Origin of the sequence: Pseudomonas sp. WS 5027, from assembly GCF_012985695.1 — a bacterium.
Classification (GTDB): Bacteria; Pseudomonadota; Gammaproteobacteria; order Pseudomonadales; family Pseudomonadaceae; genus Aquipseudomonas; species Aquipseudomonas hygromyciniae.
This window is the reverse complement of sequence record NZ_JAAQWU010000012.1, coordinates 137,372-153,259: the sequence shown is the minus strand read 5'-3', so window position 1 is coordinate 153,259 and position 15,888 is coordinate 137,372. Positions and strand designations below refer to the sequence as shown.

The window sequence follows — 15,888 nt, the reverse complement described above, 5'->3', positions numbered from 1 at the left end:
GGTGTGTCAGGCGACAACTATTGCGCCTGTGAAGCCGTCATCGCAGCCTCGCAGGGGCTCGACAGCTCCCACATTTTGATCTTTGTACATCCGCAGATTTACTCGCCCAACAGCAGCCCCTGCTCCTTGGCGCACAACTCCACCACGTAATCCCACAACACCCGCAACCGCACCGACTTGTGCAACTCGCGCCGGGAGCTGATCCAGTAGCTGCGCTGGATGCCTTCCTGCGGCAATAGCGGCACCAGGTCCGGGTCGCCTGCGGCCATAAAGCATGGCAACACCGCAATCCCCAGCCCCGAGCGCGCAGCCTGGTGTTGGGCGATCACGCTGGTGCTGTGGAACACCACCCTGGGGTTGCGGCAAAAGCTGCTGAGCAGTTTCAACTCCTGGCTGAACAGCAGGTCGTCGACGTAATCGATCCAGGCATGGGCAGCCAGGTCTTCGCGCTTCTCGATGGCGGGCGTGCGCGCCAGGTAGCTGCGGCTGGCATACAGGGCCAGGCGATAGTCGGTGAGTTTGCGCGTGACCAGTTGATCGACGCTGGGCCGCTCCAGGTGGATGCTGATCTCGGCCTCGCGGTTGAGGATGCTGACAAAGCGCGGCACCGCCACCAGTTCCACTTCCAGCCCGGGATAACGCTCGAACAGGCCGCCCATGCGCCCGGCGAGGAACATCACCCCCAGACCTTCGGCCACCCCCAGGCGGATCTTGCCCAGGGGCGCGGCGGAGTGGGTCAGTTCTTCTTCGGCCAGCAGTGCAACGTTCTCCATGGCTTCGGCATGCTTGAGCAGCGCTTCGCCCGACGGCGTCAGTTCGTAGCCTTGGGCATGCTGCACAAACAACGCGGTGCCGAGGCTTTTCTCGATGGCCTCGATATGTCGGGCCACGGTCGCATGCGTGGTCTTCATGCGCTGGGCAGCGGTGAGCAGGCGCCCGCTACGTTGCAATTCAAGGAAGTACCGCAGGTCATTCCAGTCGAACATGTCGCCTCCCCTCTCGGCCTTGAGAACAGCGCTGTTTAAAAACGCACAGCAGCTGGGCAAAAACTAACATTTTTAAGACGAAAACTAACAACTAGGATGGAGCCAATAAGAAAAACAAGCGAGACCCCAAATGACTATTGCACCTGCGCAATACGATTACGTGGTGGTAGGCGCCGGCCCTGCGGGCTGCCTGCTGGCCAATCGACTGTCCGCCAACCCCGCCCATCGCGTATTGCTGCTTGAAGCAGGCGGCCGCGACAATTACCCCTGGATCCATATCCCCGTCGGCTACCTGTTCTGCATCGGCAACCCGCGCACCGACTGGTGCTTCAAGACCGAAGCCCAGGAAGGCCTGCAAGGCCGTGCCTTGAGCTATCCAAGGGGCAAGGTGCTGGGCGGCTGCTCGTCAATCAACGGCATGATCTACATGCGCGGCCAGGCCAACGACTACGATGGCTGGGCCGCCGAAGGCAACCCGGGCTGGGCCTGGGACGATGTACTGCCACTGTTCAAGCAAAGCGAAAACCATTTTGCCGGCGCCTCGCCCCTGCATGGCGACAGCGGCGAGTGGCGCGTTGAACAACAGCGTCTGCACTGGCCGATCCTCGACGCGTTCCGCGAAGCCGCCAAGCAAAGTGGCATCGCCAGCATCGACGACTTCAACCAGGGCGATAACGAAGGGTGTGGCTACTTCCAGGTCAACCAGAAAAGCGGTGTGCGCTGGAATGCGGCCAAGGCGTTTCTCAAGCCGATTCGCCAGCGTGCCAACCTCACGGTGTTGACCGGTGTCGAAGTCGACCGCGTCCTCCTGGAAAACGGCCGTGCCAGTGCGGTAGTTGGCCGCCAGCAAGGGCAAGCGGTGACCTGGCAAGCGCACAAGGAAATCATCCTGTGCGCCGGCGCCGTGGGTTCGCCCGGCATCCTGCAACGTTCCGGCATCGGCCCTTCCAGCGTGCTCAAACCGTTGGGTATCGAGGTCCTGCATGAACTGCCGGGGGTGGGTGGCAACCTGCAGGATCACCTGCAACTGCGGCTGATCTACAAGCTGGAAAACGCCCGCACCCTGAACCAGATCGCCGGCTCCGTATGGGGCAAGATGGGCATGGGCCTGCAGTATCTGTATGACCGCAGCGGCCCGCTGTCCATGGCGCCCAGCCAACTCGGCGCCTTCGCCCGCTCGGGACCGGAACAGACCTCGGCCAACCTCGAATACCACGTGCAGCCGCTGTCGCTGGAGCGCTTTGGCGAGCCGCTGCACGGGTTCCCGGCGTTTACTGCATCGGTCTGCGACTTGCGCCCACAGAGTCGCGGGCGCATCGATATCCGCTCGGCCGATCCTTCTGCGCCGCCGCTGATCCAGCCCAACTACCTGAGCCATCCAGAAGATTTACGCGTGGCCGCCGATGCCATCCGCTTGACCCGGCGGATTGTCGGCGCCCAGGCCCTGCGCCCGTTCAACCCGGTGGAGTACCTGCCCGGTGAAGCGTTGCAGAGCGATGAACAATTGCAGGAAGCCGCGGCACGGATTGGCACCACGATCTTTCACCCGGTCGGCACCTGCCGCATGGGCCAGGACAAAGACGCCGTGGTCGATGCCCAATTGCGCGTGCATGGGGTGCCCGGCCTGCGCATCGCCGACGCCTCGATCATGCCGCGCATCACCTCCGGCAACACCTGCTCACCCACGCTGATGATCGCGGAAAAAGCCGCGCAACTGATCCTGTCCCCTTCAACGAGGAACCTCACCCCCCAACGAGAACAGACAACACCGGCATGACCTGTCGGAGCGAGCTTGCTCGCAAGAATCGCCAACGATAACGCGGGCATTCTGGATAACCGCGTTGCTCTCAGGCTTTTCGCGAGCAAGCTCGCTCCTACAGGGTAAGAGCGGCGCTGAAGTTAGCGCCGACAGTGGAACAACAATAAATAATCACTGTGAGGACTACCCCATGTCAGAACGTGCTCAACCCCTGGACGCCACACCGGGCGCCACTGTTACCAGCAAGGAGTCGCAAAAGGTCATCTTCGCCTCGTCCCTGGGGACGGTGTTCGAGTGGTATGACTTTTTCCTCTATGGCGCCCTCGCGGCGGTGATCAGTAAGCAATTCTTTGCCGGGGTCAACGACACCACGGCCTTTATCTTCGCCTTGATGGCCTTTGCCGCCGGCTTTGTGGTGCGGCCATTCGGCGCGCTGGTATTCGGGCGCCTGGGCGACATGATCGGGCGCAAGTACACCTTCTTGGCCACCATCGTCCTGATGGGCGTGGCGACCTTCTGCGTGGGCCTGTTGCCCACCTACGCCAGCATCGGCATCGCCGCGCCGATCATCCTGGTGGTGCTGCGCATGCTCCAGGGCCTGGCCCTGGGTGGTGAATACGGGGGTGCCGCAACCTATGTCGCCGAGCACGCCCCGGCCGGCAAGCGCGGCTTCCATACCAGCTGGATTCAATCCACCGCCACCCTCGGCCTGCTGCTGTCGTTGCTGGTGGTGCTGGCCTGCCGTTATTTCACCGGCGATCAATTTGAAGTCTGGGGCTGGCGCCTGCCGTTCCTGCTGTCCATCGTGCTGCTGGGGATTTCCACCTGGATCCGCTTGAGCCTGCACGAATCCCCCGCGTTCCTGAAAATGAAAGAGGAAGGCAAGGCCAGCAAGGCGCCGATCCGCGAGTCGTTCGGCAACTGGGAAAACCTCAAGGTGGTGTTGATCGCGCTGTTCAGCATCAACGCCGGCCAGGCCGTGACCTTTTATGCGGCGCAGTTCTACGTGCTGTTCTTCCTGACCCAGTTCCTGAAGATGGACCCGGCCCTGGCCAATATGCTGCTGATCATCAGCGTGGTGATTGGCGCGCCGTTCTTTATCTTCTTCGGCTGGCTCTCGGACAAATGGGGGCGCAAGCCGGTGCTGATGGTCGGCCTGCTACTGGCCACCGCGCTGTACTTCCCGATCTTCAAGGGCCTGGCCCACTACACCAACCCAGCGATGGACCAGGCCAGCCGCCAGGCTCCGATCACCGTACTGGCGGACCCGGCCACCTGCACCTTCCAGTTCGACCCGGTGGGCAAGGCGCGGTTTGACAGCCCCTGCGACAAGGTCAAGACCTTCCTGGTCAAACAGGGCCTGCCCTATAGCAGCGAAGCCGCACCGGCAGGCAGCGCGGTACAAGTGAGCATCGGCGATGTGCGCATCGACGGCTACGACGAAGACGCCCTGCGCGGCGCCGTGACCCTGGCCGGCTACCCGAAATCGGCGGACGTGGCCCAGGTCAACAAAACCATGGTGGTGGTGTTGATCGTCACCCTGATCCTGATCGCCGCGATGTGCTACGGCCCGCTGGCCGCGCTAATGGTGGAACTGTTCCCGACGCGCATCCGCTACACCTCCATGTCCCTGCCCTACCACATCGGTAACGGCTGGTTTGGCGGGTTCCTGCCCACCGTGTCGTTTGCGTTGGTGGTGTATACCGGCGATATCTTCTACGGGCTGTGGTACCCGGTGGTGATTACCGGGGTGAGCCTGATTGTCGGGCTGCTGTGCCTGAAGGAAACCAAGAACGTGGATCTGGATAACAACTGATATCCCCTTGTGGGAGCGGGCTTGCCCGCGATGACGCTGTGTCAGTCACTAGATGTATTGACTGATCCACCGTTATCGCGGGCAAGCCCGCTCCCACATTGGTTTCCCGGCGCCCACACAAATTGCTGTATATCCATCCAGATAAAGGTTGCTCAATTCCCTTCTTTTGCCCATCCTTCGCCCATTCAATTGTGTAACGAATGGGCTGACCATGCGGCTGTTCCTCTGTGAAAAACCCTCCCAGGCCAAGGATATCGCGGCCGTGCTCGGCGCCCGACGTCGGGGCGACGGATGCTGGCTGGGAACCGACGTCACAGTCACCTGGTGCATCGGCCACCTGCTGGAAACCGCCCCGCCCGATGCCTACGACGCCAAGTACAAACGCTGGGTGCTGGCCGACCTGCCCATCGTCCCGGAAAAATGGAAGATGACGGTCAAACCCAAGACGGCCAGCCAGTTCAAGGCGGTCAAGCGCCTGCTGGGGGAAGCCCGGGAGCTGGTGATAGCCACCGATGCCGACCGCGAGGGCGAAATGATTGCCCGGGAGCTGGTAGAGCATTGCCGCTATCGCGGGCCGATCCAGCGCCTATGGCTGTCGGCACTGGATGATGCCTCGATCCGCAAGGCCCTGGCTTCGTTGAAGCCCGGTGCGGACACCTTCAGCCTCTATCATTCGGCCCTGGGCCGTTCCCGCGCCGACTGGCTGATCGGCATGAACATGAGCCGCCTGTTTACGTTGCTCGGCCGCCAGTCCGGCTATCAGGGCGTGTTGCCGGTGGGCCGGGTGCAAACTCCGACCCTGCGCCTGGTGGTGGACCGTGACCGCAGCATTGCCGACTTTGTCCCGGTGGCGTACTGGGCAATCGATGTGCAATTGCTGCATGCGCAGATGAGCTTTATCGCGCAATGGCGCGCCGCCGATGATATCTGTGACGACCAGGGCCGTTGCCTCAACCATGAGCGCGCCCGGCAGGCGGCGACAGCCATGAGTAACGCCGCCAGCGCCCGCCTGGTGAAGCTGCGCACCGAACGCATGCGCGAAGTGGCGCCCCTGCCCTTTGACCTGGGTACCCTGCAGGAAATCTGCTCGAAGAAACTCGGCCTCGGCGCCCAGGAAACCCTGGATATCGCCCAGTCCCTCTACGAAACCCACAAGGTCATCACCTACCCACGCAGCGACTGCGGCTACCTGCCCGTAAGCCAGCATGGCGACGCGGCCACTATTCTCGCGGCATTGGGGCGCGCCGATCCGGCGGTGAGCGCGCTGCTGCCGCACCTTGATGCACAACGCCGCTCCCGTGCCTGGAACGACGCCAAGGTCAGCGCCCACCACGGCATCATCCCCACCGGCGCCGGCAAGGATCTGGCGCAGTTGACCGGCAAGCACCGCGCCGTCTTCACCTTGATCCGCGCCCGCTACCTGGCGCAGTTCCTGCCCAACCACGAATATGATCGCACCCAGGCAGACTTTGACTGTGCCGGTGAATCCTTGCGTGCGGTAGGCAAGGTCGTGGTGGAAGCCGGTTGGAAGCGCGCCTTGCCCGAAGCCCTGGCTCCGAGCAAAGGCCGCGAGGCGCCGGCGCCGCAGCCTTTGCCGCCGCTGGTGCAAGGCGAGGATTACGGGGTCGCGCAGGTCAACCTCAAGGACCTGTGGACCCAGCCGCCCAAGCCCTTTACCGAAGGCGACCTGATCAAGGCGATGAAGAACGTCGCCAAACTGGTGCAAGACCCACTGCTCAAGCAAAAGCTCAAGGACACCACCGGCATCGGCACCGAGGCGACACGGGCCGGGATCATCCAGGGCCTGCTGGACCGTGGTTACCTGGTAAAAAATGGCAAGGCGCTGTCCGCCACACCGGCGGCCTTCAGCCTGATCGACGCGGTGCCCAGAGCGATTGCCGATCCCGGCACCACTGCGATTTGGGAGCAGGCCCTGGACATGGTGCAAAGCGGTGAAATGAGCCTGGAAGAGTTTGTCGCCAAACAGGCGGCGTGGATGAGCAAACAAGTGGCCCGCTGCAATGGCATGCAAATGACCATCAGCGGCCCGGCCAGCCCCGCAGGCCGTGGTGCCACACCCTGGAAAAATAAACGTAAGCCGGCCAAGCGCAAGACCGGCGCCAGCCCGAAACGGGCGGCAAAACCGGCCAGCAAGGGCTGAATGGAAGGAAAAATCCGGAAAATGACGCTTTTTGACGGGATATACGCCGCTTTGGGTCTTGCTCTGGGGTCAGTGGTCTAGGATTCTGTAGGCACGGCCTAATAACAAAACCGGGTGGACACCATGAAAACCGTCGCACAGTTGCTCAAGTCCAAGGACCAGAAGAATCAGGAAGTGCATACCATCCAGTGGGATCACACCGTGTTTGAGGCGCTGGTGGTGATGGCAGCGAAGAACGTCGGCGCTTTGCCGGTAGTCAAGGATGACAAGGTCGTCGGCATCATCAGTGAGCGCGACTATGCACGTAAACTGATTCTCCATGGACTGTCCTCGACGAGCACCCAGGTACGCCAGGTGATGAGCTCACCGGCAATCACCGTGGACACCCACAAAAGCGTCGAAGACTGCATGGGCATCATGACTGACGGCCACCTGCGCCACCTCCCGGTGGTGGAAGACGGAAAACTCCTGGGCCTGCTGTCCATCGGCGACCTGGTCAAGGAAGCTATCGCCGAACAAGCGGCACTGATCCGGCAATTGGAACAGTACATCCGCGGCGAATGACACTCCCCAAGCACCAAAAATCCAATGTAGGTGCTGGCTTGCCTGCGATGGCATCACCTCGGTTTTACTGACACACCGAGGTGATGCCATCGCAGGCAGACCAGATCCTACTGCAGGGCAAACACCCGACCTATCAGCACAAAAAATGACGCAAGAGTCACCTTTCCCCGCATCCTCCCCCGCGCAAAAATATTTATGTAGTGAACGAAAATAATCACTACATAACCGTTGACGTAACCATTTTGACCTTGCATGATTCAGACGTCTCCCGGATCGGGAGCGTTGGTAACAAGCGTTTTGAACAAGCTCGTCTGACCGCCGAGCTGTTTTTCCGGATGTGCACTGCCCACAAGGCAGATTGATGAAGCTGACCGACCCGAAAGGACCGGTACAAGAAGCTCAAATGCTACTTGTCTTCGTTATGAAACCATTGCGTAGCAGTTCATCAGAAACACTACATGCATCAGGCTCAAGACCCTGCCCGTATTTGGCAGACCGTTTCCGACGCCCGGTTTTTGCAACCGGAGACAACTAACGTGGATTAACGAATCAACTGAAGATCGCCAACTGGTCAAGGGGCTTACACATGAATCTGAACAACCAACCAACTATCGATGAATTGGCTGAGATGTTCGCAGCGCAGAAAGACACACTCGACGACCATATCCTGTGGATTGGCAAATCGGGCGAAGTGCAAATTGACTGCCTGGCGCCCCATACCGAAGAAGCCGAGTTCGACCGCAATAACCGTGAACTGGCGGCGCGCCTGAAGATGTACCGCCGTGGCCAGGGTTATGTCGGCAAAAAAGCAGCTGCTGACCGCAACTTTATCGAGCAGGTGTTCGACACACTTAACAATGCCTGGGAGTCCTTCAAGGACAACTCGCAAGTTAAAGTGATTGACCGCTACTACTAAGAATAACTTCAACTTTGTGGGAGCTGGCTTGCCAGCTCCCACATTTGTTTATGTCGACTTAAATCCCCGGAAACCGCCCCTTCCCCGCTTCGTCCCGAAAGATATCAAACAGTGCCTGCGCCGCCGCCGACAGTTCATGACCAGGCTTGGTCAGCACGCCAATCGGTCGCTCGATCACCGGATCACACAAGGTAATGCAATGGGCGCCCGCCTCTTCCATCTGCGGGGCGCACAACGCGGGTACGGCGCTGACGCCCAGGCCACTGGCAACCATCTTGCCCACCGTTGCCAATTGATGGCTCTCCAACGCCACCGGTAGCTTCATCTGCAATACACCCAGGTGCTCTTCAAGCATCACCCGGACCGTAGAAGGCCGCTGTAAGGTGATGAAAGGTTGCGCCAACAGGGTTTTCCAGTCGATTTCACTCATATGCGCCAACGCTGAATCACCGGGCACTACCGCAACAAAGCGGTCCAGATACAGCGGGGTAAAGGCCAGCGACGACCCCGGCGAGGGCTCGAATGCCACACCCAGTTCGACCTGGCGATCGCGGACCATCTCCAGCACCTGTTCATTGATCAGGTCGTGCACCGTGACATTGACCTGGGGAAACCGCGCTCGAAAAATCTTCAGGATCGGCGGCAGCAGATTGCCGGCAAACGACGGCATTGCCGCCACCGTTACGCGCCCGCGCTGCAAAGTGAAACGCTGGCGCAATTCGTCCTCGGCATTGTCCCAGTCAGCAATCAACCGACGAGCCAGGGGCAACAGGGATTCGCCTTCCGGGGTCAGTGCGACGTTGCGCGTATTACGGCTGAACAGCCGCCCGCCCAGGCCCTCCTCCAGGCCTTTGATCGTCAGGCTCAGGGCCGACTGGGACAAATGCAGGCGCTCACAGGCGGCGGCAAAACTCAGGGTCTGGGCCACGGCAAGGAAGGCCCGCATCTGTTTAACTGTCATGGCTCTGCTCCAATACCCAACCAATTGTCCTGTTTTTTAAATCAATCAACCTTAAAAAACAACTTAACAAATCAATTCACCGGCGCAACACTCGGTTCACTGGCTGGACCACAAACAATAAAAGAGGTGCATATGGCAGGTTTCGATAAACGCGTGGCGTCCTATGAAGAAGCGCTGGCAGGCCTGGAAGACGGCATGACCGTACTCTCCGGCGGCTTTGGCCTGTGCGGCATCCCGGAAAACCTCATCGCCGAAATCAAGCGCAAAGGCACCCGCGACCTGACGGTCGTCTCCAACAACTGCGGCGTGGATGGCTTCGGCCTGGGTGTATTGCTCGAAGAAAAGCAGATCAGCAAAGTCATCGCCTCCTACGTCGGTGAAAACGCCCTGTTCGAGAAGCAACTGCTCAGCGGTGAAATCGAAGTAGTACTGACACCCCAAGGCACCCTCGCGGAAAAAATGCGCGCAGGCGGCGCCGGCATTCCAGCGTTCTTTACCGCCACCGGCGTTGGCACACCCGTCGCCGAAGGCAAGGAAACCCGTGAATTCAACGGGCGCCCCTACCTGATGGAAGAGTCCATCACCGGCGACTTCGCGATCGTCAAAGGCTGGAAAGCCGACCATTTCGGCAACGTGATCTACCGCCACACCGCCCAGAACTTCAACCCGCTGGCCGCCACCGCCGGCAAGATCACGGTGGTCGAAGTCGAGGAAATCGTTGAACCGGGCGAGCTGGACCCGGCGCAGATCCACACCCCTGGCATCTACGTCGACCGGATCATCTGCGGCACCTTCGAGAAGCGCATCGAACAGCGCACTGTCCGCAAATAATCTGCCTCCAGCCCGAACAATAAGGACTCATAAAATGGCTCTTACCCGCGAACAAATGGCTCAACGCGTCGCCCGCGAAATGCAGGACGGCTTCTACGTCAACCTCGGCATCGGCATCCCGACCCTGGTGGCCAACTACATTCCCGAAGGCATGGAAGTGATGCTGCAGTCGGAAAACGGCCTGCTGGGCATGGGCCCGTTTCCGACCGAAGACACCATCGATGCCGACATGATCAACGCCGGCAAGCAGACCGTCACCGCACGCATCGGCGCGTCGATCTTCTCCTCGGCCGAATCCTTCGCGATGATTCGCGGCGGCCACGTAGACCTCACGGTGCTTGGCGCATTTGAAGTGGATGTGCACGGCAATATCGCCTCGTGGATGATCCCCGGCAAGCTGGTCAAGGGCATGGGCGGCGCCATGGACCTGGTGGCCGGCGCAGAAAACATCATCGTGATCATGACCCACGCCTCCAAGGACGGTGAGTCCAAGTTGCTCAGCCAGTGCAGCCTGCCGCTGACCGGTGCCAACTGCATCAAACGCGTGCTGACGGACCTGGCCTACCTGGAAATCGAAAATGGCGCTTTTGTCCTCAAGGAACGCGCACCTGGCGTCAGCGTTGAAGAGATTGTGAGCAAGACCGCCGGTAAACTGATCGTCCCGGACCACGTTCCAGAAATGCACTTCCAGTGAGGACAGATTCCATGCAAGACGTCGTGATTGTTGCTGCCACCCGCACCGCCGTGGGCAGCTTTCAAGGGGCCCTGGCCGCCATCCCGGCACCGGAACTGGGGGCCGCCGTGATCCGCCGCCTTCTGGAGCAGACTGGCCTGGACCCCGCGCTTGTAGATGAAGTGATCCTTGGCCAGGTGCTGACCGCAGGCTCCGGCCAGAACCCGGCGCGCCAGGCATCAATCCTCGCCGGCCTGCCGCACGCAGTACCGAGCCTGACCTTGAACAAGGTCTGCGGCTCGGGCCTCAAGGCCTTGCACCTGGGCGCACAGGCCATCCGCTGCGGTGACGCCGAAGTGATCATCGCCGGCGGCATGGAAAACATGAGCCTGGCGCCCTATGTACTGCCCGCCGCCCGCACCGGCCTGCGCATGGGCCATGCGAAGATGGTCGACAGCATGATCAGCGACGGCCTGTGGGACGCGTTCAACGACTACCACATGGGCATCACCGCCGAGAACCTGGTGGACAAGTACGGCATCAGCCGTGAAGACCAGGACGCCTTTGCCGCCGCTTCCCAGCAGAAAGCAGCCGCCGCCATTGAAGCCGGGCGCTTTGCCGACGAAATCACGCCGATCCTGATCCCCCAGCGCAAAGGCGACCCGATTGCCTTTGCCGTGGACGAGCAACCTCGCGCCGGCACCACCGCCCAATCCCTGGGCAAGCTCAAGCCAGCTTTCAAGAAGGACGGCAGCGTCACCGCCGGCAACGCGTCGAGCCTCAACGACGGCGCCGCTGCGGTCCTGCTGATGAGCGCCGATAAAGCCAAGGAACTGGGCCTGCCAGTCCTGGCACGGATCGCCAGCTACGCCAACGCGGGCGTCGATCCGGCGATCATGGGCATTGGCCCGGTGTCCGCGACCCGTCGCTGCCTGGACAAGGCCGGTTGGCAGTTGGCCGACCTGGATCTGATCGAAGCCAACGAAGCCTTCGCCGCACAGGCGCTGGCAGTGGGCAAGGAACTGGAGTGGGACGCGGCCAAGGTCAACGTCAACGGCGGTGCCATTGCCATTGGCCACCCGATTGGCGCATCAGGCTGCCGCGTGCTGGTGACCTTGCTGCATGAAATGATCAAACGCGATGCCAAGAAAGGCCTGGCCACCTTGTGCATCGGCGGCGGCCAGGGCGTGGCACTGGCCCTTGAGCGCGACTGATTCAACGAGCAACATGGAAAAGGCCCGGCTCCACGAAAAGCCGGGCCTTTTTTTGCCTGAGCGATTTGCAGCCCCCTCGCCTGTAGCAGCTGGCTTGCCAGCGATGGCCAGAGGTATCTACATAACTTTCAGAAACTGACGAACTTCCCTGTGGCGAGCGGGCTTGCCCCGCGCTGGGCTGCGAAGCAGCCCCAATAAGCCGAATGCGCTGTACCAGATACACCGTATCGGCTGGTTTTAGGGCTGCTTCGCAGCCCAGCGCGGGCGATGCGGCGTTCCGACAAGCCCGCTCGCCACAAGGGGGGTGTACACAAACCCGAGAACCATCAACGCGTCGTGTAGATACTTATGCTATGCCGGCTTTGCTGGTAGCTACGCAGCGGCTTGGGGCACGGCGAATACCGCATTAGCCCGCACTACGACCTTCTCCCCCACCTGCAGGCTGACCGTGGCAAACGCCATCTGCCGTCCGCGTTTGTGATGTTCCAGCCGCACTTCGATCCAATCACCCACCTGCACCGCCCCCAGGTAATCGAGGGTCATGCTCGCGGTGATCAGCGGCAACGGCGGGTCGCTGGAAAACGCCATGGCATAACCCATGCCCACATCCGCCAGGGTTGCCAATACGCCACCGTGCACCGTGCCGCGCCCGTTGGCATGGCGGTGGTCGGCACGCAGGCCCAGTTGCAACTGCAGGCCCTCGCCGCGGAAATACACCGGGCCGAGCAAGTCCAGGAGCGGGCTGCTGCGAGATAAGGGGGCAAAACCTTCAGGGGTATCCGTCATGATGGATCTTCCTTGTGACCAAGCATGAGGTTTAACCCGCGCCGGTCGATGCAGCCAGCATGATCAACCGGGTAAATCTGTGCCGATAAGCCCACGCCCACTTTGCGTTCGCCGGGCAAACCGGCTTTAATCGCCGCGCACTTTATCCCGCACACTGAAGGAACCGTAATGCGCCATCTGGAAGGCAGATCTACTGCGTTGATGTTTTTGGCTGCCCTGCTGCTCGGCGGCTGTTCGCCCAAGGAGTATTCCGAAGCCACACAGATCAATGGCGAACAGGGCCGGGCTGGCGCGCAGTTGGCCTATGAGCACGAGTTGAGTCTGGCGATGCCGGTTGCCCTACTGGCGCCGCGCATGCTGTCCACGCGCCAAGCCTGTGAGTCGGCGCAGTTCGGTGCCTGCAACATCCTGCGTATCGAAGAAAACAGCGACGGCGGCATGATTGTATTGCGCATCGCCCCCAGCGGAGTCGAGCCGTTGGTGAGCATGGCGGCCGAGGGCGGGCAACTGGGCCAGCGCATCACCAGCGCCGAGGACCTGGCCGACGCGGTGGCCGATGTACGTCGCCGCCAGGAACGTTTGCAGGCCCAGCAAAAACGCCTGGATGAGCTGGCCGCGCGCAAGGACATCACCGTGGGCGATCTGATCACCCTCACCAAGGAACAAGCCGCCATCGAAAACGAGCTGCAGGAACTGGCGCAGATCGCCGCCGGCCAGCAGCGGCGCCTGGACACCAACCGCGTGACCCTGAACTTCCGCCCATCCGACGGCGAGCATCAGCAATCACGTTTCGCGCGCATGTTCGGCAACCTGGGCGACAACCTGATCGACGGCACTGCCGACGCCCTGGAGCGCTCAAGCTACGTGCTGCCGTTCGTGATCCTCGCGTTCCCGGTGTTGTGGCTGTGGGTCTGGCTGTGGCGCAAGCTGGTCAAGCGCCGCCCCTGACCTCAGCGCTTCATGCAACGCTGGTAACGCTCATCCACGCGCTGGGCGAACCAGGCCGTGGTGAGGTTGCGGGTGATCTTCGGGCTCTTGAGCACAATCCCCGGCAGGATCGCCCGCGGCAACGGCTTGCCTGCGGCTTTCTCGGCCAGGGCAAAGACCCGCTGGTACAGGGTGGTCTCTTCAAAATCCAGGCGATCGCCCTGCTCCAACTGGCTGCGGATGCTCGGGTTGCGCATGTCCAGTTTCTTGCCCAGTGAGCGCACCGCCAGTTCCGTGGTGCCGGGCATGATCGAGCCGTAGCGGATCAAATCGCCATCCAGCGCCAGGCGGATGCCGGAAGCGCGGCTGACTGCGGCCTGGAACGCGGCATTGCGGCTGGCATACCAACCGGCATTGAAGTCGGCAAAGCGGTACAGCGGCCGCTCGTAGCTCACCGGATAACCGAGCAAATGGGCGATACCGAAATACATGCCGCCACGCCGGGTGAACACTTCGCGGCGAATGCTTGCGTCTACGGTGTAGGGATAATCCCGAGCCTGCTTCTCGGCGAAGGCAATACTCACCTGCATCGGGCCTGCGGTGTGCACCGGGTTGAAACTGCCAAACAAGGTGCGACCCAACGGCACAGTGCCGATAAAGTCGTCAAAGATCCCACTCAGATCCTTCTCAGTACGCGCAGCACTCAGGCGATCGGCGTAGGACTTGCCCGTGGGCGAGCGCAGTTGCAGCGCGGTGCGCACCAGCACGGCCGGCACATGCACCTTGGCGGCACGCTTGAGGATTTCATCCTGGGCGATCTTGCCCATGTTCGGCACCGGCGGGTCGACCTGATAGGTGGACTCTTGCTCAGTCACCGCCAGTACCGCACAGATATTCTCGGTGCTGGGGTAGATCTTCTGGCTGTCGAACGCCGTGTAGATATCCTGGGCCCAGCCGGCGCGATCCGCCACCTTGACCGGCATCAACCGTACGATCTGCGCCTTGACCTCGGACTCACTGCGCTCTGGAAGCTGCTGGCTGCGTTGCGTCGAACAGCCAGCCAGCACCAGTAAGGCGCTCAGGCATAGAGTCAGCCGGGATGAAAGCATGCGGGGGTGTCCTGTGAGTCGCTGAAAGCACCCACTATCTCACACCCCTCCCCAATCCCATGTAGGAGCCGGGATCAGATGCCGGCGAGCGCCAGGTCCATCGCAAAGTAGGTGAAGATCAGGTCAGCACCGGCGCGCTTGATCGAACCCAGGGTTTCGCGCACTACGCGGGCTTCGTCGATGGCACCGGCCTGGGCGCCGAACTTGATCATCGCGTATTCGCCACTGACCTGGTACGCCGCCACTGGCAAGCGCGATGCTTCGCGGATGTCGCGGATGATGTCCAGGTACGCACCGGCCGGCTTGACCATCAGCGAGTCGGCACCTTCCTGCTCATCGAGCAGGGATTCGCGCACGGCTTCGCGGCGGTTCATCGGGTTCATCTGGTAGCTTTTGCGGTCGCCCTTCAGCGCGCTGCCGCCTGCCTCGCGGAACGGGCCATACAGGGCCGAAGCGAATTTGGTGGAGTACGCCATGATCGGGATATGGGTGAAGCCGGCCGCATCGAGTGCCCGGCGAATGGCCTGGACCTGGCCGTCCATCGCTGCCGAAGGCGCGATCACATCGGCACCGGCGCGGGCTGCCGCCACCGCTTGCTTGCCCAGGTTGGCCAAGGTGCGGTCGTTGTCCACTTCATGGCCGTGCATCACGCCGCAATGGCCGTGATCGGTGTATTCGCAAAAGCAGGTGTCGGACATCACGATCATCTCCGGCACCGCATCCTTGCAGATCGCCGACATGCGCGACACCAGACCGCGCTCGTTCCAGGTGTCGCTGCCGTCGGCGTCCAGGTGATGGGACACGCCAAACGTCATCACCGACTTGATCCCGGCGCGGGCAAAGCGCTCGATTTCACTGGCCAGTTTCGATTCGGGGATACGCATCACGCCGGGCATGCTGGTGATTGGCACGAAGTCGTCGATTTCTTCTTCGACGAAGATCGGCAGTACCAGGTCGTTGAGGGTGAATTCGGTTTCCTGGAACAGGCTGCGCAGCTCGGGGGAACGGCGCAGGCGACGGGAACGGGCTTCGGGGAACTGGCTGGACATGGGTTTTCCTACAATTTCCTACAAAAAGGGCCATGGCACGTGGCAAGGCCGCTAGCTTAAGGGCGAAAGCTTATGCCTGGATTGACCGAGAGCACAAATACCGTGGCCATAACGGTGTTTTGCCACTCCCGTAACA

Annotated in this window: 14 protein-coding genes and 1 pseudogene; 10 read left to right on the top strand and 5 right to left on the bottom strand. The window is 61.3% G+C overall.

All coding sequences use genetic code 11. The features are described 5' to 3' along the window. Positions 1-98: 98 nt before the first annotated feature. Positions 99-986, bottom strand: coding sequence for a LysR family transcriptional regulator (locus tag HBO09_RS16380; protein WP_169994802.1), 888 nt, complete (start codon positions 984-986; stop codon positions 99-101). Positions 987-1,116: 130 nt separating this feature from the next. Here HBO09_RS16380 and HBO09_RS16375 point away from each other — a divergent pair, with 130 nt between their 5' ends. The 6 genes and pseudogenes from HBO09_RS16375 to HBO09_RS16355 all read left to right on the top strand — a co-directional run bounded on the left by HBO09_RS16375 (position 1,117) and on the right by HBO09_RS16355 (position 8,202). Further along, on the top strand, positions 1,117-2,763 hold the full coding sequence (locus HBO09_RS16375; protein ID WP_169994804.1) for a GMC family oxidoreductase N-terminal domain-containing protein: 1,647 nt from the start codon (positions 1,117-1,119) through the stop codon (positions 2,761-2,763). Between the two features lie 15 nt (positions 2,764-2,778). Continuing rightward, positions 2,779-2,865: pseudogene (locus HBO09_RS29205) on the top strand (outer membrane lipoprotein carrier protein LolA); the annotation flags it as partial. A 70-nt stretch (positions 2,866-2,935) separates the two neighbouring features. After that, a complete protein-coding gene (locus HBO09_RS16370; RefSeq protein WP_169994806.1) occupies positions 2,936-4,561 on the top strand; it encodes an MFS transporter in 1,626 nt (541 codons plus the stop codon). A gap of 211 nt (positions 4,562-4,772) precedes the next feature. Continuing rightward, positions 4,773-6,722: a DNA topoisomerase III gene (locus tag HBO09_RS16365; RefSeq protein ID WP_169994808.1), complete on the top strand. Its 1,950-nt coding sequence runs from the start codon at positions 4,773-4,775 to the stop codon at positions 6,720-6,722. A gap of 123 nt (positions 6,723-6,845) precedes the next feature. Then, positions 6,846-7,286 (top strand): CBS domain-containing protein, encoded by a 441-nt coding sequence (locus tag HBO09_RS16360; RefSeq protein ID WP_169994811.1) that lies wholly within the window; start codon positions 6,846-6,848, stop codon positions 7,284-7,286. 586 nt (positions 7,287-7,872) lie between these two features. After that, a complete protein-coding gene (locus HBO09_RS16355; protein ID WP_029296579.1) occupies positions 7,873-8,202 on the top strand; it encodes a hypothetical protein in 330 nt (109 codons plus the stop codon). A 58-nt stretch (positions 8,203-8,260) separates the two neighbouring features. Here the strand turns inward: HBO09_RS16355 and HBO09_RS16350 are convergent, their stop codons facing one another. After that, positions 8,261-9,163, bottom strand: a complete 903-nt coding sequence (locus HBO09_RS16350) for a LysR family transcriptional regulator (RefSeq protein ID WP_169994813.1) — start codon at positions 9,161-9,163, stop codon at positions 8,261-8,263. Between the two features lie 132 nt (positions 9,164-9,295). Between HBO09_RS16350 and HBO09_RS16345 the strand changes: the two genes are divergently transcribed. Genes HBO09_RS16345 through HBO09_RS16335 form a run of 3 tightly spaced genes read left to right on the top strand, consistent with a single transcriptional unit; the run spans position 9,296 to position 11,881 of the window. Continuing rightward, the gene (locus HBO09_RS16345) at positions 9,296-9,994 is read left to right on the top strand and encodes a CoA transferase subunit A (RefSeq protein ID WP_010211319.1); all 699 of its coding nucleotides are present in this window, start codon (positions 9,296-9,298) and stop codon (positions 9,992-9,994) included. Positions 9,995-10,028: 34 nt separating this feature from the next. Further along, a complete protein-coding gene (locus tag HBO09_RS16340) occupies positions 10,029-10,688 on the top strand; it encodes a CoA transferase subunit B (RefSeq protein ID WP_027603173.1) in 660 nt (219 codons plus the stop codon). Positions 10,689-10,699: 11 nt separating this feature from the next. After that, entirely contained in the window at positions 10,700-11,881 is a 1,182-nt protein-coding gene (locus HBO09_RS16335) for an acetyl-CoA C-acetyltransferase (RefSeq protein ID WP_169994815.1), read from the top strand. Positions 11,882-12,253: 372 nt separating this feature from the next. On the opposite strand, the gene HBO09_RS16330 is transcribed toward HBO09_RS16335, so the two are convergent. Further along, positions 12,254-12,667, bottom strand: a complete 414-nt coding sequence (locus tag HBO09_RS16330) for a PaaI family thioesterase (RefSeq protein ID WP_169994817.1) — start codon at positions 12,665-12,667, stop codon at positions 12,254-12,256. A gap of 168 nt (positions 12,668-12,835) precedes the next feature. Here HBO09_RS16330 and HBO09_RS16325 point away from each other — a divergent pair, with 168 nt between their 5' ends. Next, positions 12,836-13,615: a DUF4349 domain-containing protein gene (locus HBO09_RS16325; RefSeq protein ID WP_169994819.1), complete on the top strand. Its 780-nt coding sequence runs from the start codon at positions 12,836-12,838 to the stop codon at positions 13,613-13,615. Between the two features lie 2 nt (positions 13,616-13,617). Here HBO09_RS16325 and HBO09_RS16320 read toward each other — a convergent pair whose 3' ends face one another. Then, positions 13,618-14,703, bottom strand: coding sequence for a DUF1615 domain-containing protein (locus tag HBO09_RS16320; RefSeq protein ID WP_169994821.1), 1,086 nt, complete (start codon positions 14,701-14,703; stop codon positions 13,618-13,620). A 74-nt stretch (positions 14,704-14,777) separates the two neighbouring features. After that, positions 14,778-15,752, bottom strand: a complete 975-nt coding sequence (hemB, locus tag HBO09_RS16315) for a porphobilinogen synthase (RefSeq protein WP_169994823.1) — start codon at positions 15,750-15,752, stop codon at positions 14,778-14,780. Positions 15,753-15,888: the final 136 nt, after the last annotated feature.

Bases quoted from the DNA above. Each gene is read 5' to 3' on its own strand.
- HBO09_RS16380 (WP_169994802.1), bottom strand. From the start codon at position 986: ATGTTCGACTGGAATGACCTGCGGTACTTCCTTGAATTGCAACGTAGC.
- HBO09_RS16375 (WP_169994804.1), top strand. From the start codon at position 1,117: ATGACTATTGCACCTGCGCAATACGATTACGTGGTGGTAGGCGCCGGC.
- HBO09_RS16370 (WP_169994806.1), top strand. From the start codon at position 2,936: ATGTCAGAACGTGCTCAACCCCTGGACGCCACACCGGGCGCCACTGTT.
- HBO09_RS16365 (WP_169994808.1), top strand. From the start codon at position 4,773: ATGCGGCTGTTCCTCTGTGAAAAACCCTCCCAGGCCAAGGATATCGCG.
- HBO09_RS16360 (WP_169994811.1), top strand. From the start codon at position 6,846: ATGAAAACCGTCGCACAGTTGCTCAAGTCCAAGGACCAGAAGAATCAG.
- HBO09_RS16355 (WP_029296579.1), top strand. From the start codon at position 7,873: ATGAATCTGAACAACCAACCAACTATCGATGAATTGGCTGAGATGTTC.
- HBO09_RS16350 (WP_169994813.1), bottom strand. From the start codon at position 9,163: ATGACAGTTAAACAGATGCGGGCCTTCCTTGCCGTGGCCCAGACCCTG.
- HBO09_RS16345 (WP_010211319.1), top strand. From the start codon at position 9,296: ATGGCAGGTTTCGATAAACGCGTGGCGTCCTATGAAGAAGCGCTGGCA.
- HBO09_RS16340 (WP_027603173.1), top strand. From the start codon at position 10,029: ATGGCTCTTACCCGCGAACAAATGGCTCAACGCGTCGCCCGCGAAATG.
- HBO09_RS16335 (WP_169994815.1), top strand. From the start codon at position 10,700: ATGCAAGACGTCGTGATTGTTGCTGCCACCCGCACCGCCGTGGGCAGC.
- HBO09_RS16330 (WP_169994817.1), bottom strand. From the start codon at position 12,667: ATGACGGATACCCCTGAAGGTTTTGCCCCCTTATCTCGCAGCAGCCCG.
- HBO09_RS16325 (WP_169994819.1), top strand. From the start codon at position 12,836: ATGCGCCATCTGGAAGGCAGATCTACTGCGTTGATGTTTTTGGCTGCC.
- HBO09_RS16320 (WP_169994821.1), bottom strand. From the start codon at position 14,703: ATGCTTTCATCCCGGCTGACTCTATGCCTGAGCGCCTTACTGGTGCTG.
- hemB (WP_169994823.1), bottom strand. From the start codon at position 15,752: ATGTCCAGCCAGTTCCCCGAAGCCCGTTCCCGTCGCCTGCGCCGTTCC.